Origin of the sequence: Pleomorphomonas koreensis DSM 23070, assembly GCF_000425185.1 — a bacterium.
GTDB lineage: Bacteria > Pseudomonadota > Alphaproteobacteria > Rhizobiales > Pleomorphomonadaceae > Pleomorphomonas > Pleomorphomonas koreensis.
In genome coordinates this window covers 272260-289860 of the sequence record NZ_AULH01000005.1, presented here as the reverse complement: position 1 = coordinate 289860, position 17601 = coordinate 272260, and the positions used below count along the sequence as shown (strand labels likewise).

The following is a 17601-nucleotide window of genomic DNA, read 5'->3' as shown; positions in this document are numbered from 1 at the left end:
CATGTCAGCCATTGCGAGTCCCTTGAGAGGAAGAGGGCGGCCGGAACGGGGCGAGTCCGGGCGGTTGAGAGAGAGCGCCGCGCGGGCTTCCCGTATCCGCTCTCCCGAGGCATTTCCCATGACCCTGGCTTTGACATCAGCGGCGGCCGACGCCGCCGCATCCCCTCCTGTCGTTCCCGTTCCTGCAGCAGAGGTCGCCGCGTTCGGCGCGGCCCTGCGTCTTCTGACCCACCTCGAGCGAGGCGAGCGCATCGACGCCGCTGCGCTACGCAGCGCGATGGAAGCAGCGTTCGGCGCGTCGGACACGACCGGCGCCTGGATCTGGAAGACGGCCTATGACGCCTGCGAGGCTGCGACCGTCCTCTTCCTTCAGAAATACGGCAAGGCGCTTTTCCGCAAAGCCGCTTCTCCGGCTGCACGGCTTTCCGCCATCACGAAAATCACCGGCCTCCTGCCGACGCACACGCGCCGCTCCGAGGAAAGTCAGGCATTGCAGCAATTTTCGACGCCGACGCCGCTTGGGCTCGCCGCCGTGACCGCGGCCGCCATTGCGCCGGGCGACCTCGTGCTTGAGCCGTCGGCCGGCACCGGGCTGCTCGCAATCCTCGCCCAGATCAGCGGCGGCGAACTTCTCCTCAACGAGCTGTCCGACGCCCGCGCCAATCTGCTCGCCGCTCTCTTCCCAGCCATCGCCGTCTCGCGTTTCGACGCGGCCCAGATCGACGATCATCTCCCGCCGACCCACGCGCCCGCCGTCGTCATCATGAACCCGCCGTTCTCGGCCATGGCCCATGTCTCCGGCCGCATGAGTGATGCCGCCTATCGGCATGTCGCCTCGGCCCTGGCGCGTCTCGCCGACGGCGGCCGGCTGGTCGCCATCACCGGCGCGAACTTCGGGCCCGAAATCCCGGCCTGGACCGACGCTTTCAGGCGGCTCCAGAAGTGTGGCCGCGTCGTCTTCACCGCAGCGATCGACGGCTCGGTCTACGCTCGGCACGGCACGACGATCGAGACCCGGCTGACCGTCATCGACAAGCTCCCGGCTGACGATCCGGCCGTCTTCCCGGCCTCTGCGGGCGTTGCGCCCGATGTCGCGACTCTGCTCGGCTGGGTCGAGGCTCAGGTCCCCTCACGCCTCGCTGCCGCTACGCCGTCAGCCCCGCCTGCCGGTCCGGCCGCTCCACCGCGCATTGTGCGCGGCTATCTCGCGCGCGCCTCGGCGGCTCGCCCAGCCGCGTCGCTCGCCATTGAGCCGGAGGGGGCCGAACTCGCCTATGAGACCGTCGACTGGACGCCGCCCGAGGGCGCGCGTCTCACCGAGGCGATCTACGAAGAATACGGGTTGCAGTCGATCCGCATCCCCGGCGCACAGGCGCATCCGACCAAGCTCGTGCAGTCGGCGGCCATGGCCAGCATCGCGCCGCCCAAGCCGAGCTACCGGCCGATGCTGCCGGCGAACATCTGCGATCTCCTGTCCGACGCCCAGCTCGAAACCGTCATCTTCGCCGGCGAAGCCCATTCCGACTTCCTCGCCGGATCATGGACGGTCGATGAGACCTTCGATCTGGTGAAGGCTGCTCCCCCCGACGCCGAAAACGCCTTGCGCTTCCGGCGCGGCTACATGCTCGGCGACGGGACCGGCGCCGGTAAGGGCCGCCAATCAGCGGGCATCATCCTCGACAACTGGCTGCGCGGCCGCCGCAAGGCGGTCTGGGTCTCGAAATCCGACAAGCTGATCGAGGACGCGCAGCGCGACTGGTCAGCGCTCGGCATGGAACGGCTGCTGGTCACGCCCCTCTCGCGCTTCCCGCAGGGCAAGCCCATCACCCTGTCGGAAGGCATCCTATTTACGACCTACGCCACGCTACGCTCCGACGACCGCGGCGAGAAGGTTTCGCGCGTCCGGCAGATCGTCGATTGGTTGGGCTCCGATTTCGATGGAGCCATCATCTTCGACGAGGCGCACGCCATGCAGAACGCCGCTGGCGGCAAGGGAGAACGCGGCGATGTCGCCGCCTCGCAGCAGGGCCGCGCAGGCTTGCGCCTCCAGCACGCCTTGCCGAACGCGCGCGTGACCTATGTCTCCGCCACCGGCGCCACCACGGTCCACAACCTCGCCTATGCGCAGCGCCTCGGCCTCTGGGGCGGCGAGGACTTCCCCTTCGCCACCCGCGCCGAATTCGTCGAAGCCATCGAGGACGGCGGCGTGGCGGCCATGGAGGTGCTCGCGCGCGATCTGCGTTCGCTCGGGCTCTACACCGCCCGGTCGCTCTCCTATGACGGCGTCGAATACGAGCTGATCGAACACCAGCTCACCGGCGAACAGCGCGGCATCTACGACGCCTACGCCGGAGCCTTCGCGGTCATCCATAACAATCTCGATGCGGCGATGCAGGCCGCCAACATCACCGGCAGCGACGGCACGCTGAACAAGCAGGCCAAGTCCGCCGCTCGCTCGGCATTCGAGTCCGCCAAGCAGCGCTTCTTCGGCCATCTGCTCACGTCGATGAAGACGCCGACGCTGATCCGTTCGATCGAAGGCGATCTCGATGCGGGCCATGCTGCCGTGATTCAGATCGTCTCGACCGGCGAAGCCTTGATGGAACGTCGGCTGGCGGAGATTCCGACCGATGAATGGAACGACGTGCGCGTGGACATCACGCCGCGGGAATACGTCCTGGACTATCTCGCCCATTCCTTCCCGGTGCAGCTCTACGAGCCCTTCACCGACTCGGAGGGCAATCTGTCGTCGCGTCCCGTCTATCGGGATGGCCAGCCTGTCGAGAGCAGGGAAGCCGTCGCCCGTCGCAACGATCTGATCGAACGGCTCGCATCGCTCCCGCCAGTCCCTGGCGCGCTCGACCAGATCGTGCAGCGTTTCGGAACGGAGACGGTCGCGGAGGTGACGGGCCGATCGCGGCGCATCGTGCGCAAGGGCCATCGCCTCGTCGTCGAGAACCGCGCGCCATCGGCGAACCTCGCCGAGACCAGCGCCTTCATGGACGATCAGAAGCGCATCCTCGTCTTCTCGGACGCGGGCGGCACCGGGCGTAGCTATCACGCCGCACTCTCCGCGCGGAATCAGCGCCTGCGCGTTCACTATCTATTGGAACCGGGCTGGAAGGCGGACGCCGCCATTCAGGGCCTCGGTCGCACCAACCGCACCAACCAGGCGCAGCCACCGCTGTTCCGACCGATCGCCACGGATGTGCAAGCGGAGAAGCGCTTCCTCTCCACTATCGCCCGCCGCCTCGACACGCTGGGCGCGATCACGCGCGGCCAGCGCCAGACCGGCGGACAGGGCCTGTTCCGGCCCGAGGACAATCTGGAATCGACCTACGCGCGCGATGCCCTTCGCCAGCTCTATCTCCAGATCGTGCGGGGCAAGGTCGAGGGCTGCTCGCTCCAGCGTTTCGAGGACGCCACCGGCCTGAAACTGATGGATGCCAACGGCATCAAGGATGAGTTGCCGCCGATTACGACCTTCCTCAACCGGCTGCTCGCCCTCACCATCGAGCTGCAAGGCATCCTGTTCACCGCCTTCGAACTTCTGCTCGAGGCGAAGGTGGCGGGCGCGATCGCCAGTGGTGTCTATGACATCGGACTGGAGACGCTGACGGCGGAGAGCTTCGTCGTCACCAAGCGGACCACCATCTACACCCATCCCGCGACGGGGGCGGAAGCGCGTCTTCTCAGCCTTGTCGAGCGCCGCCGCAATCGGCCGACGTCGACGGAGAGCGCGCTGGCTTGGCTGGACGATCCGCATGCCCGGCTGCTCGTGAATGAGCGCTCTGGCCGAGCCGCCGTACAGATTCCGGCGCCGTCGCTCATGCTCGATGATGGCGAGATTGAAAGCCGCGTGCGGCTGATCCGGCCGATGGAGCAGCATCACGCCTCGCTGAAAATGATGGCCGACAGCCACTGGCGGGAGGTCGATCGCGAGGCCTTCGCCGCCATCTGGCAGCGCGAGGTGTCGGAGGTCCCGACTTTCGCCGAGAGCACGATCCATATGGTCAGCGGCCTGTTGCTGCCCGTCTGGAAGCGCCTGCCCAACGAGTCGACGCGCGTCTATCGCCTTCAGACCGATGACGGCGAGCGCATCATCGGCCGACGCGTCTCACCGGCCTGGGCCGCCAACGCTGCCTCGACCGGCGCGACCAACCTCGGCGTGGAGGACGCCTATGCGGCCCTGATCGACGGCCGCACCATTCTCGACCTTGCCGAAGGCCTTCAGCTTCGCCGTGCCCGTGTCATGGGCGCGAACCGCATCGAACTCTCCGGATTCACGGACGCGATGCGCGACCGGCTGCGGAGCTACGGGCTGTATAGCGAGATCATCTCGTGGAAGCTGCGCTTCTTCGTGCCCGTCGACGCTACCGGCCCGACCATCCTCGGAAAGCTGCTCGACACCTATCCGCTGTCGCGCATCTCCGAGCGGGAGGCGGCATGATGGCACGGATCGACGCCTCCGATCTGGCGCACCGTCTCGGCCGGCAGGCCGAGGCGGTCTGCCGCCACTACCTTTCCAACGGTCGCCGTCAGGGCGGCTATTGGCAGGTTGGCGACGTTCGCAACGCCAAGGGCCGCTCGATGTTCGTGCGGCTCCGCGATACGCCGAAGGGCCCAGCGGGCAAATGGAACGATGCGGCCACGGACGAGCATGGCGACCTGCTCGACGTGATCCGGGAATCGCTCGGCCTCATCGACTTCACCGATGTCGTCGAAGAAGCGCGCAGCTTCCTCAGCATGCCGCAACCCGAACCACGACCGGCGCCATCACGACAGGGCAGAGCGCCAGCCCCATCGGGATCGTCTGAGGCGGCGCGCCGCCTCTTCGCCATGTCGCAGCCGATCGCGGGCACCATCGTGGAAACGTATCTCCGTAAACGCGGGATTACGGCTTTGCACGGAACCGGCAGCCTGCGCTTTCATCCGAGATGCTATTACCGGCCCGAGGATGACGGCCCGACCGAAACCTGGCCGGCGATGATCGCCGCGGTCACCGATCTGGGCGGCACGATCACCGGAGCCCATCGTACCTGGCTCTCGCCCGACGGCTCCGACAAGGCGCCGATCGACACGCAGCGCAAGGCAATGGGCGATCTGCTCGGTCATGCCGTCCGCATCGGCGTGCCCGGCGATGTGATGGCGGCCGGCGAAGGCATCGAAACCATGCTGTCGTTGCGTCAGGTCATGCCCGACATGGCGATCGCGCCCGCGCTCTCGGCGGCGCACCTTGCCGCCATCCTGTTCCCGTTGACGCTTCGCAGGCTCTACATCGTCCGCGACAACGATCCGGCAGGAGACGGCGCGCGGGACAATCTGATCGAACGCGCCAATGCGGCGGGGATCGAAGCGATCGTGCTTTCGCCGGTGCTCGGGGACTGCAACGAAGATCTGCGCCTGCTTGGACTCGATGCGCTCCGGTCGGGAATCCGCGTGCAGCTCGCCCCCCAGGACGTCGCTCGCTTCATGGCGATCGCAGCATAGCCGGTATCTGAAAGCGAGGCGGCCCGGCGCCGCCTTGCTCCCTGGCTGCTGGACCCGTCAGAGGGATCACGCCTCGGCCTTCGAGAGGGCGATCGGCCGTCAGCCGGGCCGGATCGGCAATGGCTGCGGCCGACGATTTTCCGGCGGCGCATGTCCACCCCACGCGGCAGGCCGCGCGGGGACCCCGAACCCGCGCCTTTCCATCGCGAAACAAAATCGGCGGCCTACGCGATCCTCCGCTGACGCTTCGGCCCTGCGCCTTGCTCCGGGTGCAGGTCCGACCCGCCCGACGGCTTCGTCGCCATGAAGGCCGCGACGGTCGCGGTCCAACCGACGGAGCATCCCATGAACGAGCACGACGACTTCGAACCGCACCACGACTCGTCTCCCACCAACGACATGCTGCAGGAACTCCAGCTCTACGGCTACCGCCCCTCCGAGGACGAACCCGATCCCCGCCCGGTTCCGGAAGACCGCGTCATCGAAGGAGCCGTCGCAGACATCTTCGACGCCCTCATCGCCACCCTGGCCGACACCAGCCTCGATCACGACCTCAACGAACTGCTCTGGTCGACCGTCAATATGTTCCACCGCGCCGTCAGCCGCGTCGAAGATACGCTCGACGACAACGAACAGGGCCAGAAGCGCCTCCAGCGCGAACAGGACGGATCCGAGGTCAAGTCGCTGCAGCTCGAGAACCTGATCGACATGGGCAAGAGCCTGATCGAACGCCGCGACAGCCTGGAAGTCTTCCGCGAAAGCGCCGCCGAGCATTACCTTCGCGTCACCGGCTCGCCGTGGTCGCCCCGGACCGGATCACGGGTCAACCATCGCCATCTCACCGCCGCGATGATCGACAGCCGCGACTTCCTCGCCGCCAAGCGACGCGCGGAAACCGAGCTGCTGGTTCCGGCCGGGCCGAAGATCGCCTTCTCCGGCGGCGACACCACCGACCACCAGGCCATCTGGACCAAGCTCGACCAGATCCACGCCAAGCACCCCGACATGGTGCTGATGCACGGCGGTACGCCCAAAGGCGCCGAGAAGATCGCCGCCCGCTGGGCCGACAGCCGCAAAGTGCCGCAGATCGCCTTCAAGCCCGACTGGACGAAGCACGGCAAGGCCGCGCCCTTCAAGCGCAACGATCAGATGCTGACCGTCATGCCGATCGGCGTCGTGATCTTCCCCGGAACGGGCATTCAGGACAATCTCGCCGACAAGGCCCGCAAGCTGGGTATTCCGGTCTATCGGTTCGGATCGGGCGGCGCGTAAGCGCCGCCCTCGGCTGTTGCCTCCAACCGACGTCGACGTGCCCGAAGGTCGGAACTCCGCCATGCCTCGTGTAAATCAATGCAAATCAGGCGCAGCAACCGGGTTGGATATTTCTGATATCTTGGCATCTTGGCGCGATGCCGGACCTTCTACCATTCCCAGATGACTTCGCGCCGGACCTTCATCTCTCCGAGACGTTCCGGCGAAACGCCATGTCTCAACTCGACTGCGCCGTCTGGGCGGCCAAGAAATCCATCGATAGCCTAGCCCTTCACTCGATCGCCATCGCCACCGAGTTGTTGCTCAAATCTCATCTGCTCCGCACCGCAAGCACCGACGCCTGGAACCGTGCGCAGATCGGTCACAATCTCGATCGGGCAGCCCGATACGCCGAACGCGCCGGTCTGAACCTGCCATCCCGACTCGCGCTCGTTGTCGATCAGCTTCATCCGTATTTTCAGCGCGGCGGATTTCAGCGCGGCGGTCCGCGAGCCTGGCCGGCGGGATTTGCGGATGATGCCTGCGACATTGTGCGTGAACTCGCTCAAACGGTCTTTGATCATGCACGTCAGGACGCCCACGGCTCCTGAAGCGAAAACGACCACACCCCATTGCGCTGATCCTTGGTCCGGCCGCGGGCCTGACGCCATCAACCCGTAAAGGGTCGGACTACGCGAGACGCGTGCCGCCGCTCCGGCTGCGCCTGCGCGGTGATTGCGGCCCACGGCCGGACACTTCGGGCGCCTGTCAGCGGGGGATGGTCCTCCGCTCAAAGCCGGAGCAATGTCCTTCCCCGACGCCCACGCCTACGCCTTCAGCCTCGCCACCACCTTGATGGCCGTCATCGTCATCTTCCGAGCCGGCGACGGCACTCTCTCGGTCACAACCGCCAACGAGTTCGACGGCGATGAAACCGAGATCGTCAGTGAGATCGATCCGTTCGCCCCATGACGGGGCGACGGCCGTCCGGCCAAAGCGGATACCGATAGGTTTCCGTTCCCGACGGCGCTATTCCCTGCTAGAATAGAGCAGCGCCGTGGTGGTGGTGGAGGCGCGACCGTCAGACCATTCTCACGGAGAAACCACCATGATCTTCCTTGGCATTCTTCTCAGTTTCGCCGCCATTGGCTTCCTCTGCTGGCTGCTCTTAACGCTTGCCGTCTATGCGCTCCCGTTCTTCGTAGGCGTGAGCCTCGGCATGTGGGCGTATGGCACGGGCGCCGGATGGCTCGGCGCGATCATCGTCGGCTTCGTCGGGGCTGGTCTCACCTTCGGCGTCGGCCAGTTCCTGCTCGCCACCGTCCGCCCGATCTGGGCGCGCCTCCTGATCGCCATCGCCTTTGTCGCGCCTGCGGTGATCGCGGGTTTCCACGCCACCCATGGCGTCGTGAAACACACCATGCCGTCCGAGACCTGGCAGATCGTGTTCTCGATCATCGGAGCTGTCGCTGTCGGCGTGACCGCCTTCGCGCGGATCATCGGCATGGCGGCCTCCGACCCTTCGGCGGGCCAACTGTCTCGCGTCTGATGCGGAAAGCCGTGAACGGCCCCGGCTAAGAGAGATATCACGTTCGTGTCCTTTCGGATGGCACAGAGCAGGCGAGCGCACGGAATGCCAAGGCGAGTCCCGGGCAGGCGGCCGCGTATTGAGCGGATGGGGGAGCAGCGTTTGTAACGGCAAGCCGACCATCTCCGGCGAGCGGTGCGATCTTGCTGTTGGCGTCTGGGACAGAGGTTGCGTGCGATGGCCCGGAATGAGGCGATGGAGTCGGTGACGTCCGGCGAGTCTTTGGCGGCAGCGTGTGGCCTGGGTCTCCGCGTTCTGTCCATTCAGCGACCGCTCCATACGGCCTCTTCAATGGCCTGATCTGGCCGAAGGACGGCTGCGCCTCGAGCGCCTATGCCACAATGGCGCGTCGCGACTTTCTTCCCCTGCCGGCTGCGCCGTCATTCCTCGCGAAACAACAAAGTCGCGCCTGCGCCATCCTCCGCGGTGCTCCGGTCGCAAGCGATGTGTCGTCGCCCGCCTCCGGCCTGCCGATCGCCATCGAGGCCGCAATGGTGCGGGCTCGAAAATGGATACGGAGACCTACAATGGCCACCATCGGCACCTTCAAGAAGACCGCCTCGAACGAATACACCGGCGACATCGTCACCCTCAGCGTCCAGGCCAAGAACGTCCGCATCGTCCCCGACCTGCGCGCCAGCGGCGAGAACGCCCCCAGCCACCGGGTCCTGGTCGGCCGCGCCGAAATCGGCGCCGCCTGGTCCAAGCGCTCCAACGAGGGCCGCGAGTATCTGGGCCTCAAGCTTGACGATCCGAGCTTCAACGCCCCGATCTACGCCAACCTCTTCGACGACGAGGACGGCGACACCTTCTCCCTCATCTGGTCCCGGCCCAACGGCCGCCGCACCGACTGAGGCGGACAAGGCCCCGGCCGAAAGGCCGGGGCCGCCACCGCATCTCGACCGAATCACCCGCGTCATCAAACGATAGTCCGAGTCGCGCACCGGCGTCGCCGATGCTCATTTCTGGTGACGTCGCGATCAAGAGCGACTATTTTAGTCGTAGTTCTGGAGTGCGTATTGGCCCTGATGGGAGGTGATCATGCATGATCACCGCCCGACAATCACGGGCCGCGCGCGCGTTGCTGGGTTGGACACAGGAGACGCTCGCTGACAAGGCCCAGGTATCGCTGACCGCGCTCAAGCGCCTCGAATCCGAAAGCGGACTCGAGGTGTACGAGACCACGCGCGATCAAGTTCGCAGGGCGCTTGAAGCAGCAGGCATCGTTCTCCTGTCAACTGACCGAGGACATGGAGTGCTGCTCGTTGACGATCGCGGAAATCGAAAGACGTGACTGGTTGCAGCAAAGAGCTTTCGCCGAGTCAGTATCCGTCGTTTCTCGAGAGACCTCCATCCCGCATGAAATCCAGCGAGAAAATGGGCTCAAGTTGAGCGAGCTACGCCATGGTTGTTCCCTTTGACGATGATCCGCCCTCCGGCCAGGAGCTGACCGACTACGACAGGTCGCACATCAAGCTCTATATGCGCCTGCTTGATGCCACTGCCGACGGCGCGGATTGGCGGGAAGCCGTCGAAATCTTGTTCGGCATCGACCCGCACCGCGACCCCGAGCGCGCGCGTCGCGTCCACGACGGCCATCTGGAGCGCGCACGCTGGATGACGCAGATCGGATATCGGCTGCTTCTGCGCGAAGGCTGCAACTGACTGGCATAAACGGGCGCTTCGTCATCGCGGTGCCGCCGCGGCACCGCGCGGTGCCGGCTCTCTGGCTTCCCACAACCTCCATGCGAGGGAATCAATTCTCGCTCGACTTGCGCAATCCAAGGCGGGGTTGAATATGAGGCCCGATACTTCTCGTTGGAGAGAGACACCCACTTACGACTACTTCGATCAGCTTGCGATCGAGGGGCTGGCGTGGGAGTGCCTGCGGCGACACGAACCCTACCAACGAACCTATCGCCAGATCCTGGAAGAGACGGACGTGGCCGAGCCGCTGCCATTGGAAGCACAGCAACAGTGGGGTTTGCGATTTCCCCGCACGGCCGGGTTTGTCCGCTCTGACACAATCCGTCCTCTGGTCGCCTGCCGTCGTCCCCTCCGTTCTCACGCTGGCGCCGGCTCCAGAACATCTGTCGCTCGGTGAAGCGCCTCCGCTTAGCCCGCTCGATATCACCCGCGACAGCCCTGAAGGAGAACTCGCTTTCTATGGCGGCGATTCTCCCCTTCAGACTCTCATGATGCCCGGCAGCGACCCGACAAAACCCGTCGTCGCAATGATCCCGTTCGATGCCGATATGCTCGGCCGGATCGAGACGCTAACGCGACTCTGGCGCAGCCTTCGCGGCCAAAGACCGCCGCCCGATACGCGGATGACCCAGCAGCAGCGCCGTCGTCTTCGCCGAATGATTCAGGCGGCCGACGGTCACATGAACGGCGCGAGCTATCGCGAAATCGCCATAGCGATTTACGGCGAGCCGCGCATTTCGGCCGAGTCGTGGAAGACCTCGCCTCTACGCGCCTCGGTGATCGGCCTGGTCAAAGGCGGCCTCGACGCCATCAACGGCGGGTATCTCAATATGCTTCGTCACCGCCGTCGCTCGTGATCGCCCTGAGGGGTGAGGAATTTAGCTCCGCAAGTTCCTCATCCCTCCCGTCGCCCTTCCTTCGCCACCGTGGTCGTTGTTCGCCGCTGAACCGCAGCGGCTTCCCGCAACACCACGGAGGCCCGATCCATGCGACCCGATACCGCCGTTCTACCGCCACGCTTCCTGCGGACCAAGGAAGCCGCAGAATTCCTCAGCCTTTCAGCCCGCACGCTGGAGAAGCACCGCACCTACGGGACGGGCCCGGCCTATCGAAAGCTCGGCGGCCGCGTCGTCTATTCCGTCGACGACCTTGAAACCTGGGCCGACCGTGGCGCCGTCACCTCGACCTCCGACCCGCGCGGTTCGGTCCTTCCTGCCAAACGCCAGACGCCATCGACGGGCCAGCCCGTCGGTCGCTTCGCACGCTGATCGCGCCCGGTCCGTTCATGGCGGTGCGGCGTCGTCACCCATCGGAGCGCGGACAGCTCGACCTGTTTCGGGCGCTCCCTGGCGACTTCGCGCCAAGAGACGCGCAGGATCTCATGACCTATCCCTTCTTCTCTCTTTCCAAATCCCATCGCACCGCGCCGATCGACTTCGCCGCCGGCGACGTCGCGATCCGCGTGGAAGCGGTGCCCGATCATGGCATGGCGACCATTTGGGACGCCGACATCCTGATCTGGGCGGCGAGCCAGATCGTCGAGGCGCGTGACGCCGGGCTGCGCACATCGCGCCTGATGGCCGCCACTCCCTACGAGATTCTCACCTATGTCGGTCGCGGCACCAGCTTGCGCGACTACCAACGGCTCAAGGCCGCGCTCGACCGCCTGCAGTCGACCACCGTTTCCACCTCGATCCGACAACCGGCCGAAGGACGCCGCCATCGCTTCTCATGGATCAATGAGTGGCAGGAGCGCACCGACGGTAACGGCCGCCCCGACGGGATCGAACTGATCGTCCCCGACTGGTTCTACAAGGCCGTGCTCGATGACGCGCTCGTCCTGACCATCGACCGCACCTATTTCGATCTGACCGGCGGCCTCGACCGTTGGCTCTATCGCCTGGTGCGCAAGCACGGCGGCCGCCAGCGGGCGGGGTGGCGTTTCGATCTGCGTCATCTTCACCAGAAGTCGGGCAGCCTCTCGCCGTTCAAGCGCTTCGCCTTCGAACTGCGCGATATCGTCCGCCGCCAGCCGCTCCCCGGCTACGCCCTCTTTCTGGAGGTGGAGATTGGCGGCCGCGTTCTGCTCGCCTTCGAGCCGCACCCACCTTGTGGAAAACCTGTGGACGGGCTCGTGCTATCGGGAACCCGCACTATCGTGCCATCGGGAACCCTTGGCTCGTGCTATCAGGAACCCAAACAGGGTCTAACGCACAGAAAGCAAAGCCGAAAGCGGCCCCTTAACTTAGAGTCTAACCAAGAATCTAACTCTGAAGAGCGCACGTGCGATGTGGAAAACCTCATCCGTGCGACGGCGCGCAACCTCAGCGCGGCTTCTTCCGGTCGCAGAGCCGCTGACCCGAAAAGCGCGCAGACGAAGCTGTTCGACGATCGATCCCAAGCCGGTCAGCGTCCTTTCCGAGACCGCTCGGGAGGGGTGCGATGATCGTCGCGTTCCTCAATCAGAAGGGCGGCGTCGGGAAGACGACGCTCGCCCTCAACCTCGCTGGTGAACTGGCCAGCCGCGGAAAGCGCGTCACGGTTATCGACGCTGACCCGCAGGGGTCAGCGCTCGACTGGTCGCAGCAACGTAGTCGCGAAGGCCTTCCGCGCCTCTTCGGCGTCGTCGGCCTGGCGCGCGACACGCTGCACCGGGAGGCGCCCGAGCTGGCGCGCGATGTCGATCATGTGGTGATCGACGGTCCGCCCCGCGTCGCCGCGCTGATGCGCTCGGCTTTGCTCGCCGCCGATCTCGTCCTGATCCCGGTGCAGCCGTCGCCGCTCGACGGATGGGCGTCGGCCGAAATGCTCGCGCTCCTCGCGGAAGCTCGCATCTACCGGCCTGATCTTCTGGCGCGCTTCGTTCTCAACCGCTGCGGCGCCCGCACAGTCCTGGCGCGTGAGACCGCCGAGATGCTGGCCGATCACGACCCGCCCGTGCTCGCCACAACCATCGGACAGCGCATCGCCTTCGCTTCGGCCGCGCAGACCGGCCGCCTCGTCTGCGAGCTGGACGAGGCGGCGACGGCGGCCCGCGAGGTCGCGGCGCTCGTGAACGAAATCAGCCGCCTTCGCGCAGGGAGGGCGGGCACATGAGCGAGCGCCCATCGCGACGCGGCTTCGCCAAGCGCCCCGCCGACGCTGAGCAATGGATCAAGGCGGCTGACACGCCGCCACGCGATGCCGCCGCTTCCAGCTTCACCGCGCGGCTGACCATCGACATCACGCCGGATCTGCGCGGCCGCATCAAGATCATCGCCTTCCAGCGCGGTGTCACCGTCGCCGACATGCTGCGCGCGCTGCTCGAGCGCGAATTTCCTCCAACCGATGGAGCCCCCTCATGACCGGCACTGCGGCCCCCCGCGTGCGCGGCGGTCCGATGCCGCCTGCACAGCCCCACGAAGACATGACCCATGTCGAACTGACGTGGGTGGAGAAGAAGATCGAATACTGGATCAGGTTCGGTCGCCAAGCCCACGAACAGATTCTCGACCGCCGTCGGCGTGTCGTCGGCTTCCAGCCGAACGCCGTCTTCGCCTTCGTCCGCTGGGCCGCCAACGACTACGGCACCATCATTTCGCGCATCGACATTCTGCGCGCGATCGTGCCGGGTCAGTCCTATCAGACGGTTCCCTTCGTGCGCCCCGGCGGCGAAATCCTGCTGAAGGTTGAGGGCTGGCCGAAAGTCGAGGACGTGCTTCGGCACATCGACGCCATCGAAGCGCTCGGCGTCGATGCCTGCGACGTCGCGCCGGACCATTGGCGTCACGTCGCTCATCGGGCACAGGCCGGTCACGCACCGCGTCCATACACGGCCGAGCGCCATCTGGCGTGGCTCAAGCGGCGGGAAATCCAAGGATGACCCGTTCCGGCTATGTCAAAGCCACGGCTATCGCCACGCTCGGCGTGGCGCTCGCCATCGCCGTGCCGACATCCACCAAGCTGGTCTGGAACGTCACGCCCAGCGTCCCGATCGGACTCTACAGCATCGCGCCTTCCCATCGGCTCGAAGTCACCGATCTGGTCGCCGTCCTGCCACCCGAACCGCTGGCCGGTTTCATGGTCCGGCGCGGCTATATCGGTCCCGATGTGCCGCTGCTGAAGCGCGTGATGGCGCTGCCGGGACAGCGCGTCTGTCGCACCGGCATGGCGATCACCGTCGATAACGTGCCGCTCGGCGATGCCCGCGATCGCGACCGCATCGGTCGCGAACTGCCGATCTGGCAAGGCTGCCGACGGCTCGTCGCCGGTGAAGTCTTCCTCATGAATCCGGACGCGGCTGACAGCCTCGACGGGCGCTACTTCGGTCCGCTTGCCGACACCGCTGTGATCGGCCGCGCGACGCCCGTCTGGACCGACGAAGACGGCGACGGCCGCTTCGTCTGGCGCGCACCGACGCGCTGATTGCTTCCATTTTTCCACCCGCAACCAAGGAGACTTCCCATGCAAATCGGTATGTTCACTCGCGAAGCAAACGGCTTCACCGGGCAGATTCACACGCTGACGCTCGCCTGCGATCTCGCCATCATCCCGGCCGAACCCTCCGAGACGGAGAACGCGCCGGACTACCGCGTTCACCAGGGCAGTGACGAAGGTCCAGAAGTCGGCGCGGGCTGGATGCGCGCCGGCGAACGCGCCGGCGAGTACGTCGCGCTAGTCATAGACGATCCCGCTTTTCCGCATCCGATCCGCGCCAATCTCTTCCGTGACGACGACGCCGGTTCGGCTTGGTCCCTGCATTGGAGCCGTCCGTCCAAGCGCGACGCAAAGGACTGACGCCATGCAGCGCGCCGTCCTTCTTCTCCTTTCCGGCCTGGTCCTGACAGCGAACGCGGCGTTGCCCGTTCGCGCGCAGACCTCGACACCGGCGCGCACGGCATCCGTCGATCCGCACGCCGGTTACGTCGCCGAAGCCTCGCAGCGCTTCGGCATTCCCGAAGCGTGGATCATCGCCGTCAAGCGCGCCGAAAGCGCCGGCGACGTGCGCGCGATCTCTTCGGCCGGTGCCATGGGCCTGATGCAGGTGATGCCCGACACATGGGCAGGGCTTCGCGTGCGCTATCGGCTCGGTCGCAATCCTTACGACCCACGCGACAACATCCTCGCGGGGACGGCCTATCTGCGCGAGATGTACGATCGCTATGGCACGATCCCCGCCATGCTCGCGGCCTACAATGCAGGACCCGGCCGCTACGACGAGCACCTCGCGACAGGGCGTGCGCTACCCGCCGAAACCCGCGCCTATGTCGCTCTTCTCGCCCCTCAGCTCGGCTCCGCAGCGCTGTCGAGAGGCGCGCCCGCTGCCGCACCTCCGCCGCCCGATTGGCGCGAGGCCCCACTGTTCGTCACGCGATCCGCCGACGCTCGTTCTGCCGTCGGGACACCATTCGGCGGCCGCTCACTCGACAGCCGCTCGTCCCTTCCGGCTGCACCGGATGGCGACGGAGGACCGCAGGCAACGCCCATCGTTCTTGCCCGCGATGATACCGGAGACCCGCAATGATGGCGCGGCTTCGCATTCGCACCGGATCGGGCTCCAGCGTGTCATGGAGGGCGCGAAGGAGGGAGACAGGCACAACAACCGCACGATGGCAGGATAAAACGGCGCACCGTGCGCTTCGGTCGGTTGGTTGTTTTTGCTGCATTTTTAGACGCGTTGCGCGCCGTGCCGGGGTTACGCGCACCGTGCGCCGAACCCGCAATCCATTGGGCTTGCGCGAATTTTCGCACCGTGCGGGGCTGCGCCATGGCCGATGAAAACGAATTCCGTGTCCGGCCTGGCCGCATTCGCTCGACCCGCGCGCAGTCGGTTCGCCCCTTCATCGCCCAGGCGCTCGCGGCCGCGAAGAAGGCCGGCGGCGGCGTGTCGCGTTCAGGCCGCGTCGTCTCCGGCAACCGCTCGCGGTTCGGACGCGGCCAGCGCGCCTCTATCCAGGCCAACAGGCTCATCACCGCCCGCACGCGCGGCGCCGTCATCAAGGCCCGCGTCGTGCGGCACTCAGCGCGATCGGCGCCGCTTGGCACCCACCTCGACTATCTGCGCCGCGACGGCGTGACCCGTGACGGAGAGAAGGCGCGGCTTTTCGGGCCGGGTGATGGCGAGGCGGACGGCCGCGCCTTCGCCGAGCGTTGCGAGGACGACCGGCATCATTTCCGTTTCATCGTCTCGCCGGACGACGCGCTGGAGATGTCGGATCTTCGATCCTTCACCAGCGACCTAGTCGGCCAGATGGAAAAGGATCTCGGCACGCGGCTCGACTGGGTCGCCGTCGACCACTGGAATACCGAGCATCCTCACGTCCACCTGATCGTGCGCGGCGTCCGTGACGACGGCCAGGACCTCGTCATCTCCCGCGACTACATCAAGGAGGGCATGCGCGACCGGGCGCGCGAACTCATCACCCAGGAGCTGGGGCCGCGCACCGATCTGGATATCCGCCGCACGCTCGAACGGCAGATCGAGACCGAGCGCTGGACGCAGCTCGACCGGCAGCTTGTCCGCGACGCGGGCAAGACCGGCATCACCGATCTCGCGCCACGTGCTGATCAGACGCCAGACGAATTCCACGCGCTGAAGGTCGGTCGGCTGCGCACTCTCGAAGTCCTCGGCGTCGCGGGACAGGTCGGCCATTCGCAATGGTTCATCAAGCCCGAGGCCGAGTCGGTCCTGCGCGAACTCGGCGAGCGTGGCGACATCATCAAGCGCATGCACCGCGCCCTGACCGAGCGCGGCATCGAGCGCGGCTCGGCCGACTATATCATCGCCGCTGAAAGCCTCGACGTGCCTATCATCGGTCGCCTGGTTGAGCGCGGGCTGGATGATGAGCTGAAGGGTACGGCCTATGCCGTGGTCGACGGGGTCGACGGGCGAACTCACCACATCAAGCTGCCCCATCTCGACGCCGCCGGCGACAGCGCTCCGGGTTCGATCGTCGAGTTGCGCAAATTCGAGGACGCGCAGGGCGAACGCCGCGTCGCGATCGCCGTGCGTTCCGATCTCGACCTCACCTCCCAGGTCACGGCGTCCGGCAGCACCTGGCTGGACCGGCAGGCCATCGCTCGCGAGCCGGCCTCGCTTTCCGATGGCGGCTTCGGCGCTGAGGTCCGCGACGCGCTCGACCGGCGCGCCGATCATCTGGTCGGGCAAGGGCTGGCTGAACGCCAGGGCAGGCGGATCGTCTTCGCCCGGAACCTGATCGAAACCCTGCGCCGCCGCGAACTCGACACGGTCGCTACCAAGCTCGCGGCCGAGACGGGATTGCCGCACAAGCCGGCCTCGAATGGCGAGTTCATCGCCGGCGCTTATCGCCAGCGCCTCACGCTCGCCTCCGGCCGCTTCGCCATGATCGACGACGGCCTCGGCTTCCACCTCGTGCCCTGGAGCCCTTCGCTCGAGAAGCAGCTTGGCCGTCATGTCTCGGGGGTCGCCCGCAATGATGGCGGCGTCGATTGGAGCTTCGGCCGCAAGCGGGGGCTCGGCCTCTAGCCGGATCGAGGAGAAAGACCGTCGGGCGAAACCGTCCTATGTGCGCGCCACAGTTTTCGGCTGTACTTCGCCTACATCT

General features: G+C 66.1%; 20 protein-coding genes. All 20 read left to right on the top strand.

Annotation, left to right across the window (positions count from 1 at the left end; all coding sequences use genetic code 11):
• Window positions 1–118: 118 nt before the first annotated feature.
• Complete coding sequence (locus H512_RS0103130) at window positions 119–4450, top strand: bifunctional class I SAM-dependent methyltransferase/DEAD/DEAH box helicase (protein WP_012561395.1); 4332 nt, start codon at window positions 119–121, stop codon at window positions 4448–4450.
• Window positions 4450–5490 (top strand): DUF7146 domain-containing protein, encoded by a 1041-nt coding sequence (locus H512_RS0103125; protein ID WP_012561394.1) that lies wholly within the window; start codon window positions 4450–4452, stop codon window positions 5488–5490. Before H512_RS0103130 ends, H512_RS0103125 begins: the two co-directional genes overlap by 1 nt.
• A gap of 345 nt (window positions 5491–5835) precedes the next feature.
• Window positions 5836–6762: a DUF2493 domain-containing protein gene (locus H512_RS0103120; protein ID WP_012561392.1), complete on the top strand. Its 927-nt coding sequence runs from the start codon at window positions 5836–5838 to the stop codon at window positions 6760–6762.
• 212 nt (window positions 6763–6974) lie between these two features.
• Window positions 6975–7352: a hypothetical protein gene (locus H512_RS26835; RefSeq protein WP_151202186.1), complete on the top strand. Its 378-nt coding sequence runs from the start codon at window positions 6975–6977 to the stop codon at window positions 7350–7352.
• A gap of 193 nt (window positions 7353–7545) precedes the next feature.
• Complete coding sequence (locus H512_RS27300; RefSeq protein WP_012561390.1) at window positions 7546–7713, top strand: hypothetical protein; 168 nt, start codon at window positions 7546–7548, stop codon at window positions 7711–7713.
• A gap of 136 nt (window positions 7714–7849) precedes the next feature.
• A complete protein-coding gene (locus H512_RS0103105) occupies window positions 7850–8290 on the top strand; it encodes a hypothetical protein (RefSeq protein ID WP_012561389.1) in 441 nt (146 codons plus the stop codon).
• A gap of 566 nt (window positions 8291–8856) precedes the next feature.
• Window positions 8857–9183 carry a DUF736 domain-containing protein gene (locus H512_RS0103100; RefSeq protein WP_026782237.1) on the top strand — a complete coding sequence of 109 codons (327 nt, stop codon included), beginning with the start codon at window positions 8857–8859 and terminating at the stop codon, window positions 9181–9183.
• A 191-nt stretch (window positions 9184–9374) separates the two neighbouring features.
• On the top strand, window positions 9375–9623 hold the full coding sequence (locus tag H512_RS0103095) for a helix-turn-helix domain-containing protein (protein WP_012561387.1): 249 nt from the start codon (window positions 9375–9377) through the stop codon (window positions 9621–9623).
• A 110-nt stretch (window positions 9624–9733) separates the two neighbouring features.
• Window positions 9734–9994 carry a DNA -binding domain-containing protein gene (locus H512_RS0103090; protein ID WP_012561386.1) on the top strand — a complete coding sequence of 87 codons (261 nt, stop codon included), beginning with the start codon at window positions 9734–9736 and terminating at the stop codon, window positions 9992–9994.
• 133 nt (window positions 9995–10127) lie between these two features.
• On the top strand, window positions 10128–10433 hold the full coding sequence (locus H512_RS27545) for a transcriptional regulator domain-containing protein (RefSeq protein ID WP_244396124.1): 306 nt from the start codon (window positions 10128–10130) through the stop codon (window positions 10431–10433).
• A complete protein-coding gene (locus H512_RS22340; protein WP_012561385.1) occupies window positions 10339–10893 on the top strand; it encodes a DUF2285 domain-containing protein in 555 nt (184 codons plus the stop codon). The genes H512_RS27545 and H512_RS22340 overlap by 95 nt, the downstream gene beginning before the upstream one ends.
• A 129-nt stretch (window positions 10894–11022) precedes the next feature.
• A complete protein-coding gene (locus H512_RS0103080) occupies window positions 11023–11304 on the top strand; it encodes a helix-turn-helix transcriptional regulator (protein ID WP_012561384.1) in 282 nt (93 codons plus the stop codon).
• A 17-nt stretch (window positions 11305–11321) separates the two neighbouring features.
• Complete coding sequence (locus H512_RS0103075; protein WP_012561383.1) at window positions 11322–12482, top strand: replication initiator protein A; 1161 nt, start codon at window positions 11322–11324, stop codon at window positions 12480–12482.
• Window positions 12479–13132, top strand: coding sequence for a ParA family partition ATPase (gene parA / locus H512_RS0103070; protein WP_012561382.1), 654 nt, complete (start codon window positions 12479–12481; stop codon window positions 13130–13132). The genes H512_RS0103075 and parA overlap by 4 nt, the downstream gene beginning before the upstream one ends.
• Window positions 13129–13380 (top strand): ribbon-helix-helix protein, encoded by a 252-nt coding sequence (locus tag H512_RS0103065; RefSeq protein WP_012561381.1) that lies wholly within the window; start codon window positions 13129–13131, stop codon window positions 13378–13380. The genes parA and H512_RS0103065 overlap by 4 nt, the downstream gene beginning before the upstream one ends.
• On the top strand, window positions 13377–13898 hold the full coding sequence (locus H512_RS0103060; protein WP_012561380.1) for a DUF2840 domain-containing protein: 522 nt from the start codon (window positions 13377–13379) through the stop codon (window positions 13896–13898). Before H512_RS0103065 ends, H512_RS0103060 begins: the two co-directional genes overlap by 4 nt.
• Window positions 13895–14440, top strand: coding sequence for a S26 family signal peptidase (locus H512_RS0103055; RefSeq protein WP_012561379.1), 546 nt, complete (start codon window positions 13895–13897; stop codon window positions 14438–14440). The genes H512_RS0103060 and H512_RS0103055 overlap by 4 nt, the downstream gene beginning before the upstream one ends.
• Window positions 14441–14479: 39 nt before the next feature.
• Window positions 14480–14812, top strand: coding sequence for a DUF736 domain-containing protein (locus H512_RS0103050; RefSeq protein ID WP_012561378.1), 333 nt, complete (start codon window positions 14480–14482; stop codon window positions 14810–14812).
• 4 nt (window positions 14813–14816) lie between these two features.
• Window positions 14817–15539 carry a lytic transglycosylase domain-containing protein gene (locus tag H512_RS0103045; RefSeq protein ID WP_012561377.1) on the top strand — a complete coding sequence of 241 codons (723 nt, stop codon included), beginning with the start codon at window positions 14817–14819 and terminating at the stop codon, window positions 15537–15539.
• Window positions 15540–15782: 243 nt separating this feature from the next.
• Window positions 15783–17522, top strand: coding sequence for a relaxase/mobilization nuclease domain-containing protein (locus H512_RS0103040; protein ID WP_012561376.1), 1740 nt, complete (start codon window positions 15783–15785; stop codon window positions 17520–17522).
• Window positions 17523–17601 lie beyond the last annotated feature (79 nt).